This window comes from Bradyrhizobium sp. LTSP857 (assembly GCF_000938285.1).
Taxonomy (GTDB): Bacteria; Pseudomonadota; Alphaproteobacteria; order Rhizobiales; family Xanthobacteraceae; genus Bradyrhizobium.
In genome coordinates this window covers 325626-347348 of record NZ_JYMS01000049.1, presented here as the reverse complement: position 1 = coordinate 347348, position 21723 = coordinate 325626, and the positions used below count along the sequence as shown (strand labels likewise).

The window sequence follows — 21723 nt, the reverse complement described above, 5'->3', positions numbered from 1 at the left end:
AACCCTTCCATAGGAACCTTCATCGCAAGCACGAGTTGGCCGATCGGGCAGGGCGACATGTCACACGAGGCCAACCGTGCAAGAAGCTGTGCGCGTGCGCTCCACCGCGCAAATCGAAGGTCATCCGATTCATCCGATGCTGGTGCCGATACCGATCGCGTGCTTCGCCGGCGCTTTGCTGACTGACATCGTCTATACCGTCACCGCCGAAATCATGTGGGCGAATTTCTCTGCGTGGCTTCTGGTCGTCGGCGTCATCTTCGGCGTGCTGGCCGCCATTGCGGGCCTGATTGATTTTCTCAGTAATCGGCTTGTGCGGGAGCAGGCGCCGGCCTGGCCGCACCTGATCGGCAACGCGGTGGCGTTGATCCTGGCGTTCTTCAACGCGTTGATCCACACGCGCGATGCCTGGACCTCGGTGTGGCCGTTGGGTCTCGTTCTTTCGGTGCTCACCGTGCTGATCCTGCCTGTCACCGGCTGGCTCGGCTGGGCGATGGTGTACCGCCACGGTGTGGGAGTTGAGCGATGAGGTCCCAATTTACCCGTGCGCTGCTCTGCTCCTCGCTCTTGTGTCTCGCCGGTTGCAATGACGGCAGCGGCGATCCCAAGGCGCAAATCGGCGCCAATCCGGTACTTCCCGACATCCAGCAATATTTTCTGCCGCCGATGCACATCGCGCGTATCGTCGGCTGGAAGAAGGACGAGACGCCGACGGTCGCGCAGGGCTTGCAGGCCAAAGCGTTCGCGACAGGCTTGCAGCATCCGCGCTCGCTCTACGTGCTGCCCAATGGCGACGTGCTGGTGGTGGAAGCCAAGGCGCCGAAGGCCGCCGCGATCAAGCGGCCCAAGGAGATCGTGATGGGTTTTGTCGAATCCTGGGCGACCTCGGGCGGCGATACCGGCGCGAGCAACCGCATCACGCTGTTGCGCGACAGCAACGGCGACGGCGTGCCGGATACGCAGAGCGTCTTCCTCGATCATCTCAACTCGCCATTCGGCGTCGCGCTGGTCGGCAACGATCTCTATGTCGCCAACACCGACGCGATCGTCAGATATCCCTATACGGAAGGCGATACCAAGATCACCGCGCCCGGCACGGTGCTGACGCCGCTGCCGGGCGGGCCGATCGATCATCACTGGACCAAGAGCCTGGTCGCGAGCCCCGATGGTTCGAAGCTTTATGCCGGCGTCGGCTCCAACAGCAACATCACCGAGAATGGCATGGAGGCCGAGCACAATCGCGCTGACATCCTCGAAGTCGATCGTGCCAGCGGGCGTTGGCGCATTTTTGCCAGCGGGTTGCGCAATCCGAACGGCTTGAGCTTCGAGCCGCAGAGCGGCGCGCTGTGGACGGTGGTGAATGAGCGCGACGAGCTCGGCCCCGATCTCGTGCCGGACTACATGACATCGGTGAAGGATGGCGCTTTCTACGGCTGGCCCTACAGCTATTACGGCCAGCACGTCGATCCCCGTGTCAAGCCGCAGCGGCCCGACCTCGTCGCCAAGGCGATCGTGCCGGATTATGCGCTGAGCTCGCATGTTGCGCCGCTCGGAATGGCGTTTGCCACCGGCAGCAGCCTGCCGAGCGCTTATCGCAGCGGCGCCTTTGTCGGCGAGCATGGCAGTTGGAACAGGCAGGTACTCAACGGCTACAAGGTCGTGTTTGTGCCCTTCAGCGACGGAAAGCCGAGCGGGCCGGCGCAGGACGTCGTCACCGGCTTCCTCAACAGCGACAACCAGGCCCGCGGCCGTCCTGTCGGCGTTGCCCTCGACAAGACCGGCGCGCTGCTGATCGCCGATGATAGCGGCAACATGGTGTGGCGGGTGAGCGCGGCGCATCCGCAGGTGACGCAGAGATAGGAGTTGGATGATGGGCCTTGCTCAATATGCGATCGTGCCGTTCCGGGACGAGTGGGGCGTGCTGCATGACGGCAACGTCAACGGCAAATATGCCACCAAGGAATCGGCATTCGAATCCGCGGTGGCCGCCGCCTCACTGGCGCTTCGCCAGGGACATGAGGTTCATGTCAGCGTGCCCGGCCGCGAAGCGGGGGAGACCGCGCTCGGAGGCTAGCTCGGCCCGTATCGCTAGAAGGCCAATTAGGTCGCCCTTCCAATATCCGTCTTCGCAAAGTCGTCGCCGACATAGAGCAACGCGCAGCCGTGTTCTCGGGCCACGTCGTAGGCGAAGCAGTCACCGAGATTGAGGCCGGCAGGATGAAGGCCTTTGCCCCGACGCGAATAGACCTGCGCTATTCGTTCGGTGGATGCTTGTGTCAGCGGGATCACGTTCAAGCCGAGGTCGTTGATCAGACTTTTCATCTCATCGCCGACGCCACGCCGTGCTGCGACGATCAAGCTTTCGGCAACGGTGCCAGCTGAAATCAGAATCTCGTCGGCGGCCTCCAGCGCCGCAATGCAGGCATCGGCTTGCGGTTCGTCGAGAATGATCGCCATGAGCGCCGAGGTGTCGACCGCGATCATTCGGGCAGGCCATCGTCACCAAAGAGAAAGTCCTGACTGCGCGCCGCGCCTGGTCCTGGAGTTGCCTTGGCCGCACCGCTGTTGCGTGCCGCTTCGAGCAGCGATCGACGTGTTGCTCGGTCTGGCGGGAGCTTGATCGGAACGAGACGAACCGCTGCGTGTCCATGCCGTGTCAGGATCACCTCGTCCCCGGCTTCAGCGCGGCGTACGAGCTCGGTCAATTGGCCCTTGGCAGCGGTCACGGAGATCCGCATCTCATTGTCCTCGCTAGGTTTTTAACAAAATGGACTAGAAACTAGTCTAAGTCAAGAATGGGTGCGATCGCTCTGCGGAGGGCGCCCCCATGCCATTCGGAACCAACATTCCTCGACTCCCCAGTCTCCAGCTAAGACAGGCCTGCTGGCGCGATCCGCGCCTGCCGGGCAGGCGACGTTTGGAATGCGGTTTTTGAAATCTGACAGCAGGCTCATCGGGGTCCTGTTGGTGCTGGCAATCACCCAACTCATTGGATGGGGTACGATTGGCCTTCCGGCCGTGGTCGGCCGCGATCTTGCTGCCGATCTCGGCATGAGCCTGCCAATGGTGTTCGCGGGCACATCGACGCTTTATGTCACCATGGGGCTATGCGCGCCGTGGCTCGCCAAGGCTTTTGCGCGGCACGGTGCACGCAAAGTGATGATGGTGGGCACGGTTGTTGCGGTGCCGGGCTACGTCGTTCTGTATTTCGCGCGCGAGCCGATGCTCTATTTTGCGGCCTGGGTCATTCTCGGCATGGGCGGCAGCGCCACGCTCTCGACCGGCGCCTATATCATGCTCAACGAAGTTGCAGGGCGGCAGGCCAAGAGCGCGATCGGCGCGCTGATGCTGGTGACGGGCCTCTCCAGCAGCATCTTCTGGCCGACCACCTCGTTTCTCAGCAGCCATCTCGGCTGGCGCGTCACCTGCCTGGTCTACGCGGCCATGCTGATCCTGGTCTCGTTGCCGCTTTACGCATTCGGCGCGCCGCGCCGGAATGTGGTGAAGGAGCACGACGGCGCGGCCGCGAAGCCTTCCGCTGCGCCGGCCATTCCGAGAAGCACGTTCAATCTCGTCGTCTGCGCGATCACGCTCAATGCCTTCGTCACTTTCGGCCTGAGCGCCGTTCTGATCGAGCTGTTGCGGGCCGAGGGGCTGGCGCCGGCGCAGGCGATCGCGTTCGGCTCGATGCTCGGCGTGATCCAGGTCAGCGCCCGCGGCCTCGATTTCCTCGGCGGCGGCCGATGGGACGGGATCACGACCGGGCTCGTCGCTGGCACGGCGCTTCCCGTTTCCATGCTGCTCCTGATGATGAGCGAGGGGGCGACCTGGGCGGTCGCGGTCTTCATCCTGGTCTACGGTGCCGGCAGCGGCGCGATGGCGGTGGCGCGGGCGACGATCCCGCTCGTGTTCTACGACCAGGCCGCGTTCGCCAAGACGATGTCGATGATCGCGCTGCCGCTCAATCTGGCATCCGCCATCTCGCCGCCGCTCCTGGCCGGCCTGCTCACCCAGTTCGGCGGCCGCGGCGCGCTCGGCCTCACCTTCGTCTGCTCCTGCGCGGCGGTGCTGATCCTGGTCCTGCTCGGCCGGAGGCGCCCGCAAATCGCCGCGGCCGGAGCGATCTGAGGCGTTATTCGCGGCGCGGAATTCGCCGCTGTGGCTATCGCCACCGCCAGGGTGGGGGATGGCGGCATGCCGCCAGTGCAGTGCTCAAGGCGCCAAAATAGTGTATCCGCAGGGAGCGCGGCCCGCGGTCTCGCCGCCGCGCCAAGATCCAGTTCCCCGGAGGAAATCGACATGTCGGCCTTGCCGCTCTCAGGCATCAAGATTCTTGATCTCACGCGCGTGCTCGCCGGGCCCTTGTCGGCCCAGATGCTGGGCGACCTCGGCGCGGAGGTGATCAAGATCGAGCGGCCCGGCACCGGCGACGACGCGCGCGCCTTTGGCCCGCCTTATCTGAGCGATCCCGAGGGCAAGGCGAACAACAACAATTCCTTCTACCTCTGCGCCAACCGCAACAAGAAGTCGGTCACGGTCAACATCGCCAAGCCCGAGGGACAGGCGATCGTCCGCGAGCTTGCCAAGGACGTCGACGTCTTCATGGAGAACTATAAGGTCGGCGATCTCAAGCGTTACGGCCTCGACTACGAGACGATCAAGGCGATCAACCCCCGCATCATCTATTGCTCGGTGACCGGCTTCGGCCAGACCGGCCCGTATGCGCCGCGCGCGGGCTATGACGCCATCCTCCAGGCGATGGGCGGCCTGATGAGCGTCACCGGCCATATCGACGGCGAGCCGGGCGAGGGCCCCATGAAGGTCGGTCCCTCCATCGTCGACTACATGACCGGCATGAATAGCTCGATCGGGATTCTCTCGGCGCTCTATAATCGCGACGCCAATGGGGGTGTAGGGCAGCATCTCGACGTCTGCCTGTTCGACACCGTAATTGCTTCGCTCAGTCACTGGCTCCAGATCTACCTCGTCAACGGCAAGACACCGCCGCGCCGCGGCACCTGGGGCAATGGCGGCATGCCGGCCGGCGTGTTCCGCTGCACCGACGGCGAATTGATGCTGGTGGTCGGCAATGACGGCCAGTTCCAGCGCACCTGCGCCGTGCTTGGCGAGCCCGAGCTCGCCAACGACAAGCGCTTCCTCAAGAACAACGACCGCGTCGTGCACGGCAAGGAGATCATGGCGATCTTCGCCGGCCTGTTCCTCAAAAAGCCGGTGGCCTATTGGCTGGACAGGCTGGAGGAGGCTGGCGTGCCGTCAGGTCCGATCAACAATTTCGAGCAGGTGTTCAGCGATCCGCACGTCCAGTCGCGCGGCATGCGGGTGAAGACCGAGCACAAGTTCGAGCCGGAGCTGTCGCTGATCCGCAACGCGCTGACCTTCTCGGAGACCCCCATCGAGACCTATCGCGCGCCGCCGCTGCTCGGCGAGCACACGCAGGAAGTGCTCCGCGGCAAGCTCGGCTATGATGCCGGCAAGATCGAGACGCTGAAGAAGCAGGGTATCATCTGATTCATGACCGGTAAAACCATCATCACCTGCGCGATCACCGGCAACCTCACAAAACCGGAGCAGTCGCCGTATCTCCCCATAACGCCCGAACAGATCGCGACGTCCGCCCTGGAGGCGGCCGAAGCCGGCGCCGCCATCGCCCACATCCATGTACGCGATCCCGCGACGGGGCGGCCCTCGATGTCGATCGACCTCTACCGCGAGGTGGTGGAGCTCATTCGCGCCCGTAACAAGAGCCTGGTCATCAACCTGACCACCGGTCCGGGTGGGCGTTTTGTTCCCTCGCACGACGACCCCCGCATCGCCGGTCCCGGCACCACGCTGTTGCAACCCGAAAAACGCGTCGAGCATATCGAGCTGCTCAAGCCCGACATCTGCACGCTCGACCTCAACACCATGAATTCCGGCGGCGAGGTCGTGATCAACACCCCGCGTAACGTCCGCATCATGGCCGAGCGGATGACGGCGGCCGGCGTGCTGCCGGAGATCGAGCTGTTCGATTCCGGCGACTGCCATCTGGCCCGCGACCTGTTCGCCGACGGCACGCTGAAGGGGCCGGGCCTGTTCTCGCTGGTGTTAGGGGTGAAGTACGGCTTCTCCGCCACACCGGAGACGATGTTCTATGCGCGCAGCCTGTTGCCGCCGGGTGCGATCTGGTCCGGCTTCGGCATCGGGCGCGCCGAGTTCCCGATGGTCGCGCAGGCCTGGCTGCTCGGCGGCCACGTCCGCGTCGGCATGGAGGACAATCTCTATATGTCCAAGGGCGTGCTGGCCAAGACCAACGCCGAGCTGGTCGCGCATGCCGCCGGCATCCTCAAGAGCTTAGGCGCGAGCATTGCGACTGCGGCGGAAGCAAGGTCGATGCTCGGACTTGCGTGAGGCTTGCGCGCAATCCCCAGATAAACCCGGTCCGTAAACACACAGGCTTCCGCTTCGCCCGCGACTCAGATTCGATCTCTCCACTGGGTCCGGGAGGGAAGTGCATGTCCTATACGATCGGGTTTCAAGCGAAGAACCAGAAGGCAATTCTGGCAACCGAGGCGGCCACGGCCAATCAGGCCGTCGCCATCATTGCCGCGCTGCGGCAAAGCGCCGAAGAGATCAAATTCATCCGCTCGCCACAGGAAGGCGACATGGGCATCGAGATGCTGCTGCTGCTCGCCAAGGAAGAGGCCGAGGAGATGCCGCAGCGGGCGTAGAGCATGATCCGGAAAAGTGTGCAGCGGTTTTCCGAAAAGATCGTGCTCAAAATAATAAGCTAAAGCGCGATCTCATCGCGCTTTAGCCCCGCGATCACACTTCGATCAGAAGCGAAACATGCCGGCTGCAGAATAATGTAGTCAGGTACCAGTCTCGCTCGAACCGAAGGTGGCCGCCCATGAAACGCGAAGCACTCCGCGTCGAACCGATCTCGTCTTTTCTCGACAGCGTGAAGGCGCCGACCTCGCCGGTGACGCGCGCCGGCAACATGATCTTTGTTGCTGGCCTGCCGCCGTTCGATCCGGAGACGGGCGCGATCGGGGGGATGCAGATCGAGCGGCAGAGCGAGATCATCATGGAGCAGATGAAGCTGTGCCTGGAGACGGCCGGCGCCTCGCTCGACAACGTCATGAAGTGCAACGTCTACTGCACCTCCGTGAAACATTTCGCCGCGTTCAATGCGGTCTATGCCCGCTACTTCCCGGTTGATCCGCCGGCGCGGATCTTCGTCTGCACGCCGGAATGGTTCGGCCCCTTCGACGTCGAGATCGACTGCATCGCGATGATGTGAGGGACTAGCGCGCGTCTCTCGCCAGCGCGCGCGCTTTCGTCTCGGTCTTGCCCATCGTCAGCGCCATCGTCGCGACGCTGACGACGCGTGCAACCACGTCCTCGACGTCGTCGAGGTCGCATTTGCCTTCCGACAATTTCGTCAGTCGCTCGCTCTCGCGGATGGTGTGGTGCGCCATCGCGAGCGCGAAGTTGAGGCCCCAATAGATCTCGACATCGCTGCGGTCGGGCAGGGAGCGGCGCATGGCGCCTACGAATTTCCGCAAATGATCGATCTCGCGGTTCTTGATGCGGCGGATCGGCGGCACGGATTCGATTGAGGCGCGGATCATGAAGCGCGCCGCGGTGGAACGCTGGTTCTCAGGTCCCAGGCAGCCGCGCAAGGTCGGTCCAACCAGCGCGCGCAAGATCACCTCGATTGGCGCGCGACCGCCGCCTTGCTCTTCCGCCATTTTCAGTTCGTGCAGGCGCTCGCGGTTGGTCGCGATCGAGCGGGTGACGAACAGTTCTGCGATCAACTCGTCCTTCGAGCCGAAATGATAGTTCACCGCAGCCAGATTGACATTGGCCGCCGCGACGATGTCGCGCAGCGTCACGTCGCCGAAACCGCGATCGGCATAAAGCCGTTCGGCGGCAGCGAGAATGGATGTCCGGGTGTGATCGCTGGCCATGGGACCCCTCAGGGAGGGAGTTGCAATTCAAACAGTTGTATGAAACTATCGTTTGAAGGCCGGGAAAAGTCAATCCGCATGATGGAATTGCGCCGCACCCAGCGGTGAGGGTTCCCTCTCGCGTTCGCAAGCAGCCGGAATGGCGCTTGCGGGCCGCGCATTGCGGGAGGACAGTCCGGCGCAAAACAGGTTCGCAAAGAGAGACCGAGGAGCGTCCCATGGATTTCGATCTGTCCCCCAAGCAGAAGGAATGGCTCGACCGCGTGCAGTCGTTCATGACCAAGCACGTGCGTCCGGCGGTGCCGATCTACAACGAGCAGGACAAGAGCGGTGAGCGCTGGAAGGTGATTCCGGTGCTGGAAGACCTCAAGAAAAAGGCGAAGGCCGAAGGCCTCTGGAACATGTTCATGCCGCCGAACGAGCATGAGGACGACGAATTCCGCGGCGCGGGATTGACCAATCTGGAATACGCGCTGCTGTCGGAGCAGATGGGCCACATCTCCTGGGCGTCGGAAGTCTTCAACTGTTCCGCGCCCGACACCGGCAACATGGAAGTGTTCATGCGCTACGGCTCCAAGGAGCAGAAGCGCAAATGGCTGCGCCCGCTGATGGACGGTGAAATCCGCTCCGCCTTCCTGATGACGGAACCGGCGGTGGCCTCGTCTGACGCCACCAACATCGAGACCAGCATCGCGCGCGACGGCGATCACTACGTCATCAATGGCCGTAAATGGTGGTCGTCCGGCGTCGGCGATCCCCGCTGCAAGATCGCGATCCTGATGGGCAAGACCGATTTCAAGGCGGCCAAGCACCAGCAGCAGTCGCAGATCCTGGTTCCGCTCGATACCCCCGGCATCAAGGTCGAGAAGATGCTCCCCGTGTTCGGCTACGACGATGCGCCGCACGGCCACGCCCAGGTGCTGCTCGAGAACGTGCGGGTGCCGAAGGAAAACATCCTGCTCGGTGAAGGCCGCGGCTTCGAGATCGCGCAGGGCCGCCTCGGTCCGGGCCGCATCCATCACTGCATGCGCACCATCGGCAAGGCCGAGGAGGCGCTTGAGAAGATGGTGAAGCGGCTGATGTCGCGCTCCGCCTTCGGCAAGAAGATCGTCGAGCATTCGGTGTGGGAGCAGCGCATCGGCGATGCTCGCACCAACATCGAGATGACGCGTCTTCTGTGCCTCAAGGCCGCCGACATGATGGACAAGGTCGGCAACAAGACCGCGCAGGCCGAGATCGCCATGATCAAGGTTGCCGCGCCCAACATGGCGCTGAAGATCATCGACGAGGCGATCCAGGCCTTTGGCGGCGCCGGCGTGTCCGACGAGGCGGGTCTTGCCAAGGACTATGCCGGCATCCGCACGCTGCGGCTCGCCGACGGTCCGGACGAGGTGCATAATCGCGCCATTGCCAGACTTGAAGTTCGGAAGTATCAGAACTCTCCCAGTCATTAAGAGGGAGAGCCTGTCGGCGCTCCCGATCTGAAGAAACGACAGGGCATGATCCGCTTCGATGACCGCTTGACGCAAGTGCGTCAGCGGTTACCGATTAGGATCATGCTCGACCTGAAATGGTCAGGACTGAAGAGGGAGCGTCATCGTGGCTGACGGCGTCAGGAAAGACGAAGAGTTCTCGGGCACCAAGCCGGTCGAGGAGCGTCATCGTATCGACGAGATGCGGCTCGAGGCCTGGCTGCGCGACAACGTCGACGGCTATGAGGGACCGCTGGTCGTCCTCCAGTTCAAGGGCGGCCAGTCCAACCCGACCTATCGGCTCAACACGCCGAAGCGCTCCTACGTGATGCGGCGCAAGCCGTTCGGCAAATTGCTGCCGTCGGCGCATGCGGTCGATCGCGAGTATCGTGTGATCGCGGCCCTTGGAAAACAGGGCTTTCCGGTCGCGCACGCCTATGCGCTGTGCCAGGACGACAGCATCATCGGTGCGGCCTTCTACATCATGTCGATGGAGGAGGGCCGCGTGTTCTGGGATCCGTCGCTGCCGAGCCAGACGCCGGAGGATCGCCGAAAGATCTTCACCAGCAAGATCGAGACGCTGGCCAAGCTCCACATGTTCGATCCGACCGCGATCGGGCTTGGTGACTTCGGCAAGCCCGGCAATTATTTCGCGCGCCAGATCGACCGCTGGACCAAGCAGTATCGGGCGTCCGAGACCCAGACCATTCCGGAGTTCGAGAAGGTCGCCGAATGGTTGCCGAAGACCGTGCCCGAGCAGGCGCGCGTCTCCATCGTCCACGGCGACTATCGTCTCGACAATATGATTTTCCACGCGACGGAACCGCGCGTGCAGGCCGTGCTGGATTGGGAACTGTCGACGCTCGGCGATCCCATGGCTGACTTCACCTATCTGTTGATGCAATGGGTCATGCCGGGATTGCAGGGCGTCGATCTCAAGGCGCTGAATATCCCGAGCGTCGAAGAGGCCGCGCAGATCTATTGCAACGTCACCAAGATGAGTGTGCCGGATCTCAACTGGTATTTTTCGTACAACCTCTTCCGCCTCGCCGGCATCACGCAGGGAATTGCCGGCCGCATCCGCGACGGCACCGCCGCCAACGCCAAGGCGCTCGAATCCGCCAAGCGCACCGTGCCGCTGTCGAAAGCCTCATGGGAATACGCACAGAAGGCGGGCGCGGTTTAGGAGATGCAAAGGCGCGGCTGATGGCCGCGCCTTTTGCTTGGAATGTCGTAGCCCGGATGAGCGAAGCGACATCCGGGGAAGGTGGTCCCGCATATCGCTACGCTCATGCGGGCTACGCACTGTCTCCATAGACTCCCGTCATTGCTAGCGAAGCGAAGCAATCCAGGCTATGTCCGCAGCTATAGTCTGGATTGCTTCGTCGCTTCGCTCCTCGCAATGACGAGAACTAAGAGGCCCCTTTCACACAATGCGCGATCAGCTTCTCCACAAATCCTGCGCACTTCTCCAGCTCCGACATCTCCACGAATTCATCCGGCGTGTGCGCCTGCGCGATCGAGCCGGGGCCGATCACCACTGACGGGATATCGGCCATGCTGACGAACAGGCCGGCCTCCGTGCCGAACGCGACCTTGGCGTGGTCGTTGCGGCCCGCGAGCTGTTTTGCCAGCGTGATGATGGCATCATTGGGCCCCGTGTCGAGCGCGGGATAGTCGAGGATCTCCTCGAATTCGATGCCGCACGCGGGGTTTTTCGCCTTCATGGCGGGCTCGATCTCTGCCTTTGCCCAGGCGACGATCGCGTCTGTCACCTGCCTGGACTCGGTGATACCGATGCCGCGGCACTCGAACTCGACCGCGCAGTGATCCGGCACGATGTTGAGCGCGGCGCCGCCATGCACGATGCTGGTGAGCAGCGTGGTATGTGGTACGTCATAGAGATTGTCGCGTGCGCCGTCGCTTGCGAGCTTTACGGCGCGACGTCGGATCTCGGTGATCAGCTCGGCGGCATATTCGATCGCATTGACGCCGTCAGGCGCGATCGAGGAGTGGCGCGCGAGCCCGCGGAAGGTCGCGCGCACGCCGTGCTTGCCCTTGTGGCCGATGATGACCTGCATCTGCGTCGGCTCCCCGATGAAGGCGCCGAGCGGCTTGACCTTCTTCTTGGCGACCTCGCCAAGCATCGACCGCACGCCGACGCAGCCCATCTCCTCGTCATAGGAGAACGCGAGATGGATCGGCGTTGCGAGCTTGGCCTCCAGCATCTCCGGCACCATCGCGAGGCACACCGCGACAAATCCTTTCATGTCGGTGGTGCCGCGGCCGTAGAGCTTGCCGTCACGCTCGACCAGCTTGAACGGATCATGGCTCCAGTCCTGGCCGACGACCGGCACCACGTCGGTGTGCCCCGAGAGCACGAAGCCCGGCCGATCCTCCGGCCCGATCGTGACCCAGAGCGAGGCCTTCTTGCCGGTCTCGTCGGTGATGCGCTCGCCCTTGATGCCGAGGAAGGCGAGATAGCTCTCGATATGGGCAATCAGGGGCAGGTTGGTGCGATCGCTGATCGTGTCGAAGCCGACGAGGTCGGCAAGGGCGTTGCGGATGCGGTCAGGTCTTGTGCTTGGGAATATCGGGTTGGGCATTGTCAGTCTACTCGTTGGGTTTGGAGAACGGGCTTTCCGGCTGTTCGGTCTGGATGAAGTTGGCGAGTGAACGCGCGGCCGGCGTCAGCGATCCGCGCGCGGGAACGACGACGGCGGTTTCGAGCGTCATCTTGAGATCCAGCGGGCGGAACACCATGGACTTCTCGGGACGCAGCTCGAGCGGGAAGGGGTTGAGGATTGCGATCCCGAGGCCGGCGCGGACCATCTCGACCACGAAGGTCGAGGTCGAGGCTTCGGCGACGACCAAGGGTTCGGCCCGGACCGCGGCAAATGCGGCGTCGAGCTTGTTGCGCAAGGGAAAGCGTCGGCTCAGCGCGATCATGCGTTCACCGGCGAGATCGCCGATCGCAAGCTCGGAGCGCGCAGCCAAAGGGTGCCGTTTCGGCAGCAACACGTGCGGGCGCGCCTGCCGAAAAATCTCCAGCCGCACGCCATCGTGCGTGGCGGCCTGGTCGACCAGACCAAGATCGGCGCTGCCGTCGGCAACGGCGCCGAGGCAGTCGGTCGATTTGCCGATCTCGATGTGAACGCGCATGCCTGGCTCGCGCGCGATGAAGCGTGCCAAGAGCGGCGCGAGGAAGAAATTGGCAAGCGTCGGCGGCGCTGCGACCCGGATCGTGGTCGCGCCATCACTGCGGGGCGCAGCAAGTTGATCGAGCAGGTCGAACACGATTGCGGCGCGCGCCTCCAGCGCCAGTGCTTCCGCCGTCGGCGCGAGGCGGCCGTTGCGGCGCGCGAACAACGGTTGTCCCAGCCGCGCCTCCAGGCTCGCAATCGCGCGCGACACCGACGGCTGCGACGTGCCGAGTTGGCGCGCAGCTTGCGTTGTCTTTCCCGTCGCGATCATCGCCCGCAGCGCCTCGATCTCGCGCAGCGAGGGACGAAGCTTGCCGCCGTCAGCCACATCCACCGTGTTGGTTTTTCTATTCATAAATCGCATAGAAATTTGAAATGGAAATAAATATTTGCATAGCCTGATCCTGCGTGCAAGCTTTTTGCCTCACGACAAACCAAGCAAGCGAAACGGGGGACAAGGTGAGCGCAATTGCGGAACGTGGGATGACGAATGAACGCCAGTCGGTCGGCCGTGCGGCCGTGGCCGCGACCGTCGGCAACATGCTCGAATGGTACGACTTCACGATCTATGCGGCGTTCGCGGTGCCGATCTCGAAAGCGTTCTTTCCGGCCGACAGCGAAGTGGTGTCTCTGCTCCTGGGCTTCGTCACCTTCGGCATCGGCTTTGTCGCGCGTCCCTTTGGCGCGGTCGTGCTCGGCAGCTTCGCTGACCGGCGTGGCCGCCGTGATGCGCTGAGCCTGACGATCCTGTTGATGGCGCTCGGCACCGGCATCATCGCGTTGTGCCCCGGTTACGATCGCATCGGGATCGCCGCGCCGATCATCATCCTGCTCGCGCGTATCATCCAGGGCTTTTCGGCGGGCGGCGAGATCGGCGGCGCGGTGTCGACACTGGTCGAGCATGCGCCGCCTGCGCGCCGCGGCTTCTATGCCTCGTTCCAGCAGATGTCGCAGGGCGGCTCGACCATGCTGTCGGGACTCGTCGCGCTCACCATCTCGCTGGCGCTGCCGGCCGCAGCGGTCACCGAATGGGGCTGGCGTCTCGCCTTCGTCGTCGGCCTGTTGATCGCGCCGGTCGGTCTCTACATTCGCCGCGAGCTCGAGGACGCGCCGCTGTTCAAGGCTTCGGATCATGCGAGCGAAGCACCGATCCGCACCGTCCTGCGCGACCATTGGCGCACGGTGCTATCAGGCATGCTGGTCGTGATGCTGTGGACGGTCGCGCAATATATCGCGAACTATTTTCCGACCTTTGCGGCGCGCGAGTTGAAGATGTCGCTGTCGCAGTCTTATCTCGGCCCCGTGACGGTCGGCACGGTTCTCTTGTTCTGCCCGCTGATCGGCGCGCTAGCCGATCGCTTCCGCCGCCAGCGCGTGATGCTCGTCGGCGCCGCGGGCCTCGCGATCGTCGCCTATCCGGCGTTCGCCTATCTGATCGCATCGCCGACGCCGGAGCGGCTGGTCTTGAGTCAGATCGGTGTCGCGGTCTTCATGCTGATCTACACGGCGCCGGCCTCCGCCGTGCTCGCTGAGATGTTCCCGACCAAGGTGCGCGCCACCGGCATCTCGCTGACCTACAGCCTTGGCGTCGCCATCTTTGGCGGCTTCGCGCCCGCGATCATCACCGCGCTGATCAGCTGGACCGGACGGCCGATCGCAGTGGCGTTCTACCTGACGGCTGCGGCGCTGATCAGCCTGATGACGGTGCTGACGCTGAAGGACCGGACCGGCGAGGTGCTGTCCTAGGGCGCCTCGTTCATGGCGGTCCTGTAGCCCGGATGGAGCGCAGCGCAATCCGGGACCGCTGTATCCGCCGGCGCGAACCCCGGATTACGCTGCGCTCCATCCGGGCTACAAGATATCGCGTTGCCCGACGGGCAAAACAGGCCATCTATCGGTCGATACCAGTCGTCAAAAATATTCTACTTTACCGAAATTCGGAAGCGGCTTATGTGTCGCCTCACTCCGGCCCAAGGAAGAGGGGCGTATCGCGATCGTCACGAACGCGGGCCGGGCGGCGGTGGACGTGGGCCACACTGGTGCGAAGGTGATCGCAGGGCGGAGAGCCGTGAGCGATGGCGTCGCACGCACGACCGGTGTAGCTCGCGTACGGCCAAATCGTGTGGTCCTGGCGCCCGGAGTCTGTGCGCCAAGTCTTGCGGTGATGTGTACTGCCCGACCGGGCGCGCGCATCAGTCATCCGCAAGGCGACGGGGGCAATAGTGCATCGCTCCCCGGGGAGAGCGCGACATAAGCCGTTCCAACCATCGCGCAGGGAAGGCCGGGATGTCCCGGTTGCCCTGTTTCCCGCTGTGCAGTGTAGCGCAATCTACTCATGGCATAGCGGTCAATGGGAGCGAGCCGGCTCCCGGTCTTCCCTGCGCCCTCTTTCATGAGGGATGCGACGAAGCAAAGCTCGGGCGAAACAAGCCGCGAGGATGCGAAGGTGTGTCTGTTGCTCTGAGATCGAATAACCAATGTTGTCGCGAGCGCCAATCTATCCCCGTCACCCTGAGGTGCTCGCCTCTTCGGCGAGCCTCGAAGGGCGACGGCCCGGCTGCATCTCGGCCGTACATCCTTCGAGGCTCGACTTGCGATGCATCCGCATCACAAGTCTCGCACCTCAGGATGACGGGTTGACTTGGGCGCCGTCAAACCGGCTTCCCCGCATACGGCATCGATGCCGTCAGCCCGCCATCCACCGGGAACGCCTGCCCATTGACATACGACGCTTCGTCGCTCGCCAGGAACAGTCCCATCGCCGCGAGCTCATGCGGTTGACCGGGACGCTTCAGCGGATTGAGCTGGCCGATCTTGTCGGCGGTGCCGCGCTCCTTGGCGCGGTCGAAGATCGGTTTTGTCATGCCGGTTTCGATCAGGCCGGGGCAGACTGCGTTGATGCGCACGCCGGTGCCGGTGAGCGAGTAGGCGGTGGTCTGCACCAGGCTGATTACGCCGGCCTTGCTCGCCGCATAGGGATGCCCGCTCGCGCCGGCCTTGAGGCCCGCCACCGACGCCGTCAGCACGATCGCACCGGACTGCTGCTTCACCATGTGCGGCATCGCATGCTTCACCGCGACGAACGGTCCGATCAAATTGATGCGCAGAATTTCCTGCCAGTGCTCCACGGTCTGCTCGGCGAGCGGAACGAGCCCGCCGGAGACGCCGGCATTGGCCCAGATCACGTCGAGCCGGCCGTGCGTCTTCACCGCCTTGTCGATGACGGCGATGACGTCGTTCTCGGAGCCGGCATCCGCGATCATGGCTTCGGCGACACCGCCGGCTTTCTTCACCTCGTCGACGGTCTCCTTCACCGCCTCGGTGCGATCGACTGCGATCAGCTTTGCGCCTTCTCTGGTGAACAGCAGCGCAGCCGCGCGACCGATGCCGCTGCCGGCGCCGGTGATGATGACGGATTTGCCTTGCAGGCGGCCCATGCGTTTCTCCCTCGTGTTTCTCGCGCGACGCTTGCCGCGCGACGGAATTTCAAACAAGATTTCAAACGGTAAAGTGTCTTGAGACACGTTCGTCACTGACGTACAGCGACATCACACGGGATGGAAGGGTTTCGATGGCAGCCGCAGACAAGCCGAAGGTGGTCACGACACGGTGGTGGTGGGTCCGTCACGCGCCGGTGCGCAATGACGGCGGCAACATCTACGGCCAGACCGATCTCCCCTGCGACACCAGCGACACCTACGTGTTCAATGCTGTTGCCAAGGTGCTGCCACGAAACGCCGTCTGGTATTCGAGCAATCTGATGCGCACGCATCAGACCGCGGAGGCGATCTGGGCGGCTGGTTTCCCCAAGCCGGCGACGATGACATGGGAAGCCGACCTCGCCGAACAGAATCTCGGCAGTTGGCAGGGCATGAACCGCGCCGCCTTCATCGCGAGCCGCCCCGTGGGGTCGAGCTGGTTCGCTGATATCAACGAGCCCGCCCCCGGCGGCGAAAGTTTCATGGATCTCTACAACCGCGCGCGCCGCATCATCGAGCGGGTCAACAATGATGCGGCCGGTCGGGACGTGATCGCGGTCGCCCATGGCGGCACCATCAAGGCGGCGCTGGGGCTGGCGCTCGACGGCCAGGTGGAGAAGGCATTGTCGTTCGACATCGACAATTGCTCGATCACGCGGCTGGATTATTTCGCAAGTCCCGAGCGTTCGGTCTGGCGGCTGCCGATGGTGAACCAGCAGCCCTGGATTGCGGACGATGCGCACGCGGAGATGCATCAGCTGGCGGGACCGGAAGTCAAGAAGCTCGCCTGAGCCATTGTCCGGGCGCTCGACCGCGGCGTAAGCTTCAGGCCAACTCAAAATCACACTGGGAGAGAAACATGACCTTGTTCGACATGAAGGGCAAAGTTGCCGTCATCACCGGTTCGACGCGCGGCATTGGGCTTGCGATCGCCGAGCGCATGGCCGAGCACGGCGCCAAGGTGGTGATCTCCTCGCGCAAGGCTGACGTCTGCGACCAGGTGGCGAAGGGGATCAACGACAAGTTCGGCAAGGGCACCGCGGTTGCGATTGCCGCGAACATTTCGTCGAAGGAAAATCTGCAAAACCTCATCGACGAGAGCAACCGCGCCTTCGGCAAGATCGACGTGCTGGTCTGCAACGCGGCGTCAAACCCCTATTACGGTCCGCTCGCCGGCATCTCCGACGATCAATTCCGAAAGATCCTGGACAACAATATCGTCGCCAACAACTGGCTGATCTCGATGGTGGTGCCGCAGATGATCGAGCGCAAGGATGGCTCGATCATCATCGTCTCCTCGATCGGCGGTCTCAAAGGCTCGACCATCCTCGGCGCCTACGCGATCTCGAAGGCGGCCGACATGCAGCTTGCGCGCAACCTTGCTTGCGAATACGGCAAGGACAATATCCGCGTGAACTGCATCGCGCCCGGTTTGATCAAGACCGATTTTGCGAAAGCGCTGTGGGACAATCCGGAGAATTTGAAGGCCTCGACCGCGCGCTCGCCGCTGCTGCGCATCGGCATCCCCGACGAGATCGCGGGCGCCGCGGTGTTCCTGGGTTCCAAGGCCGGCGACTTCATGACCGGCCAGACCATGGTGATCGACGGCGGCGCGACGATTAGTTGAGGCCACACGAGCTGTCATCGCCCGCGAAGGCGGGCGATCCAGTACTCCGTGACATTTGTGATTGAAGCGAGGCGCTGCGGCGTACTGGATGCCCCGCCTGCTTTGCGGGGCATGACAGCGAATATGTAGAAGCAGCGTCGGCTCAATCCACCGCCGCGTAGACCAAATCCCGCACCAGCGTGCGCGTGTAGTCGCGCTGGCCCGGACCCTGGCTCATGAACACGACGAACAGATCCTCCTTCGGGTCGATCCAGAAGAACGTCCCGGCAATGCCGCTCCAGAAGTACTGGCCGACGCTGCCGGGGAACGGCGCGATGCCGGCCTCGCGGCGCACGGCGAAGCCGAGGCCAAAACCGTGGCCGGGCGATAGCAGCGTGCCGTTGGTCACGACGTGAGGTCCGAGGTGATCGGACGCCATCAGCTCCAGCGTCTTGCGGCCGATGATCCGGTTGCCATCGAGCGTGCCGCTATTGCGCAGCATCAGCGCGAAGCGGGCATAATCCATCGTGGTCGACACCAGACCGCCGCCGCCGGACTCCATCACCGGCTGCTCCAGCATGCTGAACAGCGCGACCTTGTCGCCGGTCCAGGGATCGGCCGCGAAAGGCTCGGCAAGACGGCCGGCATTAGCCTCAGAGGTCGAGAAGCCGGTCTCGGCCATCTGAAGCGGAGCGAGGACACGCTCGGTGAGGTATGCGCCGAGCGATTTGCCGCTGACGACCTCGATGATGCGGCCGAGAATGTCGGTGGAACGGCTGTAGTTGAACTCGTCGCCGGGATGGCAGACGAGGGGGAAGCTCGCCACCAGCGCGGCGTGCTCGGCATTGGTGATCTTGCGGCTGCGTACGCGGGAGTCCTGGTAGATCTTGTGCACGGGGCCGTCGCCCTGGTGCTCATAAGTGAGACCGGAGGTGTGGCGGAGCAGGTCCTGCACCGTCATCGGCCGCTTAGGGGGAACGAGTTCCAGCTTGCCGCCGCTGACGATTCCAACCTTTTGGTCGGCGAATTCCGGAATGAATTTCGCGACGGGGTCGCTGAGGAGGAGGTGGCCATCCTCGACCAGCGTCATGATGCCGACGGACACGATCGGCTTGGTCATCGAGAAGATGCGGAAGATCGAATCATGCGCCATCGGCGCGGAGCCGGCCGGGCTCTGCTTGCCGATCGCCTCGAACCAGCCGACCTGGCCGCGGCGGGCCACCAGCACGGTAACCCCGGGCACGGTTCCCTTGTCGATCTCGCGCTTGAATGCATCCGACATCGCCTGGAGCCGGGGCCGCGACAGGCCCAGCGTTTCCGGCTTGGCCTCGGGCAAGGATGGGGTTTTCGGCGCGATCGCGGCGTGTGGGGCGGCTGTGGCGGTCATGTTCACTCCCGGGGGCTCTTTATTCTCGGGGATGAACTCTGGCCCAGAAGCAGCAGTACAAACAAGCGAAGCCAGCGCGCTTCACCCTTGCAATCCGGCGCCCCCCTGTGCTTCAAAGCGGCCCTGATCCTAAGGCGACGCAGGGTCCGTAGGAGTGTAGCTCAATTGGTAGAGCACCGGTCTCCAAAACCGGGGGTCGCAGGTTCGAGCCCTGCCACTCCTGCCAGCTAACCCCCGACGCCTGAGATCAGAAACACCCGGAAGCTCGTGCCGCGGTTCATCAGGGCGGGGTAAGCCCTTGATCCGGATCAGGTCCGGTAGGCGTGGCCACGAGCCGGCCAGCCGGCTCACACCTTGACCTTTGGCCGCATCCGCAGTATCTACGCCGCACTCGCAGCCGGCCCGTTAGACGCGGATTTCCGGCGCGGCTTTGAAATCCCCGAACAATCGAGCCCGGTTTTCCGGCTCATCCTTCGAGACAGAGGGCTGGGCCAACGGCGGCTGTTCGGATCCCTGAAATCCTTAATGGCGTCTCAAACGATGGCAGTCAGCCCGTTCAAATTCTTGCAGGAAGTGCGCTCGGAGACCGCCAAGGTCACCTGGCCGACCCGCCGCGAGACCACGATCACCACCATCATGGTGTTCGTCATGGTTGCGGTGGCGTCGATCTTCTTCTTCGCCGCCGACCAGGTCATCCGTTACCTCATCACCTTCCTTTTGGGCATTCACTGATGGCAACAGCCGCCGCAACCCAATCTTCCGACAAGCGCTGGTACATCGTCCACGCTTATTCGAACTTCGAGAAGAAGGTCGCCGAATCGATCCGCGAGCAGGCCAAGCAGCGTGGGCTCGAGGAGCTGTTCGAGCTGGTGCTGGTGCCGACCGAAAAGGTCACGGAAGTGCGCCGCGGCCGCAAGATCGACGCCGAGCGCAAGTTCTTCCCGGGCTACGTGCTGGTGAAGATGAAACTGACCGACGAGGCGTTTCATCTCATCAAGAACACGCCGAAGGTGACCGGCTTCCTCGGCGCTGAAAACAAGCCGATGCCGATCTCGGAATCCGAGGCCATGCGTATCCTGCACCAGGTGCAGGAGGGCGTGGAACGGCCGAAGGCGTCGGTGTCGTTCGAGATTGGCGAGAACGTGCGCGTGGCCGATGGCCCGTTCGCCTCGTTCTCGGGGGTGGTCGAGGAAATCGACGAGGCGCGCTCGCGCGTGAAGGTCGCAGTGTCGATCTTCGGCCGCGCCACGCCGGTCGAACTGGAATTCGGTCAGGTCGAGAAGGTCTGATCGGGTAGGCGTGAGGCTTCGGTCTCACGCTAGCAAGAGGCCGTGGGAGGGAGAGGGCGGTTGCCAGCCGCATCCGACCCAGACCACGAACCTGAAACCGCCGGCTTAGGCCGGCACAACAGGAGTGATACATGGCAAAGAAAGTGACCGGATACCTGAAGCTTCAGGTCCCGGCCGGAGCGGCGAATCCTTCGCCCCCGATCGGTCCCGCGCTCGGTCAGCGCGGTCTCAACATCATGGAGTTCTGCAAGGCGTTCAACGCCCAGACCCAGAAGGAAGAGAAGAACACCCCGATTCCCGTCGTGATCACGATCTACGCCGATCGTTCGTTCACGTTCGAGATGAAGACGCCGCCGATGTCCTTCTTCCTCAAGCAGGCCGCCAAGATCCAGTCCGGCTCGAAAGCGCCGGGCCGAGACAAGGCCGGCGCGGTGACCAAAGCGCAGGTGCGCGAGATCGCCGAGAAGAAGATGAAGGATCTCAATTGCGACACCATCGAATCGGCCATGAAGATGGTCGAGGGCTCTGCCCGTTCGATGGGTCTTGAAGTGGCGGGGTAAGCGGTCATGGCAATCGGAAAGCGTTTGAACAAAGCCCGCGAAGGTGTTGACCGCGAAAAGCTTTATCCGCTCGCGGACGCCATCAAGATGGTCAAGGAACGCGCGAAAGCGAAGTTCGACGAGACCATCGAGGTCGCGATCAATCTCGGCGTCGATCCGCGTCACGCCGACCAGATGGTCCGTGGCGTCGTGACCCTGCCGAACGGCACCGGCCGTACGCTCCGCGTCGGCGTGTTCGCCCGCGGCGCCAAGGCCGATGAGGCCAAGGCTGCAGGTGCCGACGTCGTCGGCGCCGAAGACCTGGTCGAGAAGGTGCAGAACGGTACGATCGAGTTCGACCGCTGCATCGCCACTCCCGACATGATGCCGCTGGTCGGCCGTCTCGGTAAGGTGCTCGGCCCGCGCGGCCTGATGCCGAACCCGAAGATCGGCACCGTGACCATGGACGTCACCGGTGCGGTGAAGGGTGCCAAGGGCGGCTCGGTCGAGTTCCGTGTCGAGAAGGCCGGCATCTTGCAGGCCGGCGTCGGCAAGGCCTCGTTCTCCGAGGAGAAGCTGGTCGAAAACATCAAGGCGCTGACGGACGCGGTCGCCAAGGCCAAGCCGGCCGGCTCCAAGGGCACCTACATCCAGCGCGTTGCGGTGTCCTCGACCATGGGCCCGGGCGTGAAGGTCGAGCCGGGCACCATTCTCGGCTAAGGTTTGCTCGGCTAAGGTTCGGAAATTGCATGAGGCGAGGGGCGGAATCGGTCAACCG

At 63.4% G+C, this 21723-nt stretch carries 24 protein-coding genes and 1 tRNA gene; 18 read left to right on the top strand and 7 right to left on the bottom strand.

Annotated features, from left to right (window positions below; all coding sequences use genetic code 11):
• Positions 1-76 precede the first annotated feature (76 nt).
• Genes UP06_RS35060 through UP06_RS35050 form a run of 3 tightly spaced genes read left to right on the top strand, consistent with a single transcriptional unit; the run spans position 77 to position 2074 of the window.
• Positions 77-529: a DUF2231 domain-containing protein gene (locus tag UP06_RS35060; protein ID WP_045008247.1), complete on the top strand. Its 453-nt coding sequence runs from the start codon at positions 77-79 to the stop codon at positions 527-529.
• A complete protein-coding gene (locus UP06_RS35055; protein ID WP_045008246.1) occupies positions 526-1860 on the top strand; it encodes a PQQ-dependent sugar dehydrogenase in 1335 nt (444 codons plus the stop codon). Before UP06_RS35060 ends, UP06_RS35055 begins: the two co-directional genes overlap by 4 nt.
• A gap of 10 nt (positions 1861-1870) precedes the next feature.
• The gene (locus UP06_RS35050; RefSeq protein ID WP_045008785.1) at positions 1871-2074 is read left to right on the top strand and encodes a hypothetical protein; all 204 of its coding nucleotides are present in this window, start codon (positions 1871-1873) and stop codon (positions 2072-2074) included.
• A gap of 26 nt (positions 2075-2100) precedes the next feature.
• On the opposite strand, the gene UP06_RS35045 is transcribed toward UP06_RS35050, so the two are convergent.
• The gene (locus UP06_RS35045) at positions 2101-2484 is read right to left on the bottom strand and encodes a type II toxin-antitoxin system VapC family toxin (RefSeq protein WP_045008245.1); all 384 of its coding nucleotides are present in this window, start codon (positions 2482-2484) and stop codon (positions 2101-2103) included.
• On the bottom strand, positions 2481-2738 hold the full coding sequence (locus UP06_RS35040) for a type II toxin-antitoxin system Phd/YefM family antitoxin (RefSeq protein WP_045008244.1): 258 nt from the start codon (positions 2736-2738) through the stop codon (positions 2481-2483). The genes UP06_RS35045 and UP06_RS35040 overlap by 4 nt, the downstream gene beginning before the upstream one ends.
• A gap of 184 nt (positions 2739-2922) precedes the next feature.
• Here UP06_RS35040 and UP06_RS35035 point away from each other — a divergent pair, with 184 nt between their 5' ends.
• From UP06_RS35035 to UP06_RS35015, 5 genes are all read left to right on the top strand, one after another.
• Positions 2923-4128: an MFS transporter gene (locus tag UP06_RS35035; protein WP_045008243.1), complete on the top strand. Its 1206-nt coding sequence runs from the start codon at positions 2923-2925 to the stop codon at positions 4126-4128.
• A 171-nt stretch (positions 4129-4299) separates the two neighbouring features.
• Entirely contained in the window at positions 4300-5529 is a 1230-nt protein-coding gene (locus UP06_RS35030; RefSeq protein WP_045008242.1) for a CaiB/BaiF CoA transferase family protein, read from the top strand.
• A 3-nt stretch (positions 5530-5532) separates the two neighbouring features.
• Positions 5533-6408, top strand: coding sequence for a beta-keto acid cleavage family enzyme (locus UP06_RS35025; protein ID WP_045008241.1), 876 nt, complete (start codon positions 5533-5535; stop codon positions 6406-6408).
• A 104-nt stretch (positions 6409-6512) separates the two neighbouring features.
• Positions 6513-6728: a hypothetical protein gene (locus tag UP06_RS35020; protein ID WP_045008240.1), complete on the top strand. Its 216-nt coding sequence runs from the start codon at positions 6513-6515 to the stop codon at positions 6726-6728.
• A gap of 179 nt (positions 6729-6907) precedes the next feature.
• The gene (locus UP06_RS35015) at positions 6908-7300 is read left to right on the top strand and encodes a RidA family protein (protein ID WP_045008239.1); all 393 of its coding nucleotides are present in this window, start codon (positions 6908-6910) and stop codon (positions 7298-7300) included.
• A 4-nt stretch (positions 7301-7304) separates the two neighbouring features.
• Here UP06_RS35015 and UP06_RS35010 read toward each other — a convergent pair whose 3' ends face one another.
• Positions 7305-7970, bottom strand: a complete 666-nt coding sequence (locus UP06_RS35010; RefSeq protein WP_045008238.1) for a TetR/AcrR family transcriptional regulator — start codon at positions 7968-7970, stop codon at positions 7305-7307.
• 218 nt (positions 7971-8188) lie between these two features.
• Here UP06_RS35010 and UP06_RS35005 point away from each other — a divergent pair, with 218 nt between their 5' ends.
• Both UP06_RS35005 and UP06_RS35000 read left to right on the top strand, forming a co-directional pair.
• The gene (locus UP06_RS35005) at positions 8189-9424 is read left to right on the top strand and encodes an acyl-CoA dehydrogenase family protein (RefSeq protein WP_045008237.1); all 1236 of its coding nucleotides are present in this window, start codon (positions 8189-8191) and stop codon (positions 9422-9424) included.
• Between the two features lie 145 nt (positions 9425-9569).
• Positions 9570-10628, top strand: coding sequence for a phosphotransferase family protein (locus tag UP06_RS35000; protein ID WP_045008236.1), 1059 nt, complete (start codon positions 9570-9572; stop codon positions 10626-10628).
• A 226-nt stretch (positions 10629-10854) separates the two neighbouring features.
• Here the strand turns inward: UP06_RS35000 and argE are convergent, their stop codons facing one another.
• Both argE and UP06_RS34990 read right to left on the bottom strand, forming a co-directional pair.
• Entirely contained in the window at positions 10855-12048 is a 1194-nt protein-coding gene (gene argE, locus UP06_RS34995) for an acetylornithine deacetylase (protein ID WP_045008235.1), read from the bottom strand.
• Positions 12049-12055: 7 nt separating this feature from the next.
• A complete protein-coding gene (locus UP06_RS34990) occupies positions 12056-13000 on the bottom strand; it encodes a LysR family transcriptional regulator (protein WP_050032534.1) in 945 nt (314 codons plus the stop codon).
• Between the two features lie 128 nt (positions 13001-13128).
• On the opposite strand from UP06_RS34990, the gene UP06_RS34985 reads away from it, so the two are divergent.
• Complete coding sequence (locus UP06_RS34985) at positions 13129-14391, top strand: MFS transporter (protein WP_045008234.1); 1263 nt, start codon at positions 13129-13131, stop codon at positions 14389-14391.
• Positions 14392-15296: 905 nt separating this feature from the next.
• On the opposite strand, the gene UP06_RS34980 is transcribed toward UP06_RS34985, so the two are convergent.
• Positions 15297-16082: an SDR family NAD(P)-dependent oxidoreductase gene (locus tag UP06_RS34980; RefSeq protein WP_045008233.1), complete on the bottom strand. Its 786-nt coding sequence runs from the start codon at positions 16080-16082 to the stop codon at positions 15297-15299.
• A 134-nt stretch (positions 16083-16216) separates the two neighbouring features.
• Here UP06_RS34980 and UP06_RS34975 point away from each other — a divergent pair, with 134 nt between their 5' ends.
• Positions 16217-16915: a histidine phosphatase family protein gene (locus tag UP06_RS34975; protein WP_045008232.1), complete on the top strand. Its 699-nt coding sequence runs from the start codon at positions 16217-16219 to the stop codon at positions 16913-16915.
• A 68-nt stretch (positions 16916-16983) separates the two neighbouring features.
• Positions 16984-17751, top strand: coding sequence for an SDR family NAD(P)-dependent oxidoreductase (locus UP06_RS34970; RefSeq protein ID WP_045008231.1), 768 nt, complete (start codon positions 16984-16986; stop codon positions 17749-17751).
• Positions 17752-17893: 142 nt separating this feature from the next.
• On the opposite strand, the gene UP06_RS34965 is transcribed toward UP06_RS34970, so the two are convergent.
• A complete protein-coding gene (locus UP06_RS34965; RefSeq protein ID WP_045008230.1) occupies positions 17894-19117 on the bottom strand; it encodes a serine hydrolase domain-containing protein in 1224 nt (407 codons plus the stop codon).
• A gap of 150 nt (positions 19118-19267) precedes the next feature.
• On the opposite strand from UP06_RS34965, the gene UP06_RS34960 reads away from it, so the two are divergent.
• The 5 genes from UP06_RS34960 (at position 19268) to rplA (ending at position 21665) form a co-directional block, all read left to right on the top strand.
• Positions 19268-19343: transfer RNA gene (locus UP06_RS34960), tRNA-Trp, on the top strand.
• Positions 19344-19657: 314 nt separating this feature from the next.
• Positions 19658-19849 (top strand): preprotein translocase subunit SecE, encoded by a 192-nt coding sequence (gene secE, locus UP06_RS34955; RefSeq protein ID WP_045008229.1) that lies wholly within the window; start codon positions 19658-19660, stop codon positions 19847-19849.
• A complete protein-coding gene (gene nusG / locus UP06_RS34950) occupies positions 19849-20406 on the top strand; it encodes a transcription termination/antitermination protein NusG (RefSeq protein WP_015685389.1) in 558 nt (185 codons plus the stop codon). The genes secE and nusG overlap by 1 nt, the downstream gene beginning before the upstream one ends.
• Before the next feature lie 131 nt (positions 20407-20537).
• Positions 20538-20966 (top strand): 50S ribosomal protein L11, encoded by a 429-nt coding sequence (gene rplK, locus UP06_RS34945; RefSeq protein ID WP_045008228.1) that lies wholly within the window; start codon positions 20538-20540, stop codon positions 20964-20966.
• 6 nt (positions 20967-20972) lie between these two features.
• Entirely contained in the window at positions 20973-21665 is a 693-nt protein-coding gene (gene rplA, locus UP06_RS34940; RefSeq protein WP_045008227.1) for a 50S ribosomal protein L1, read from the top strand.
• The last annotated feature ends 58 nt before the right edge of the window (positions 21666-21723 follow it).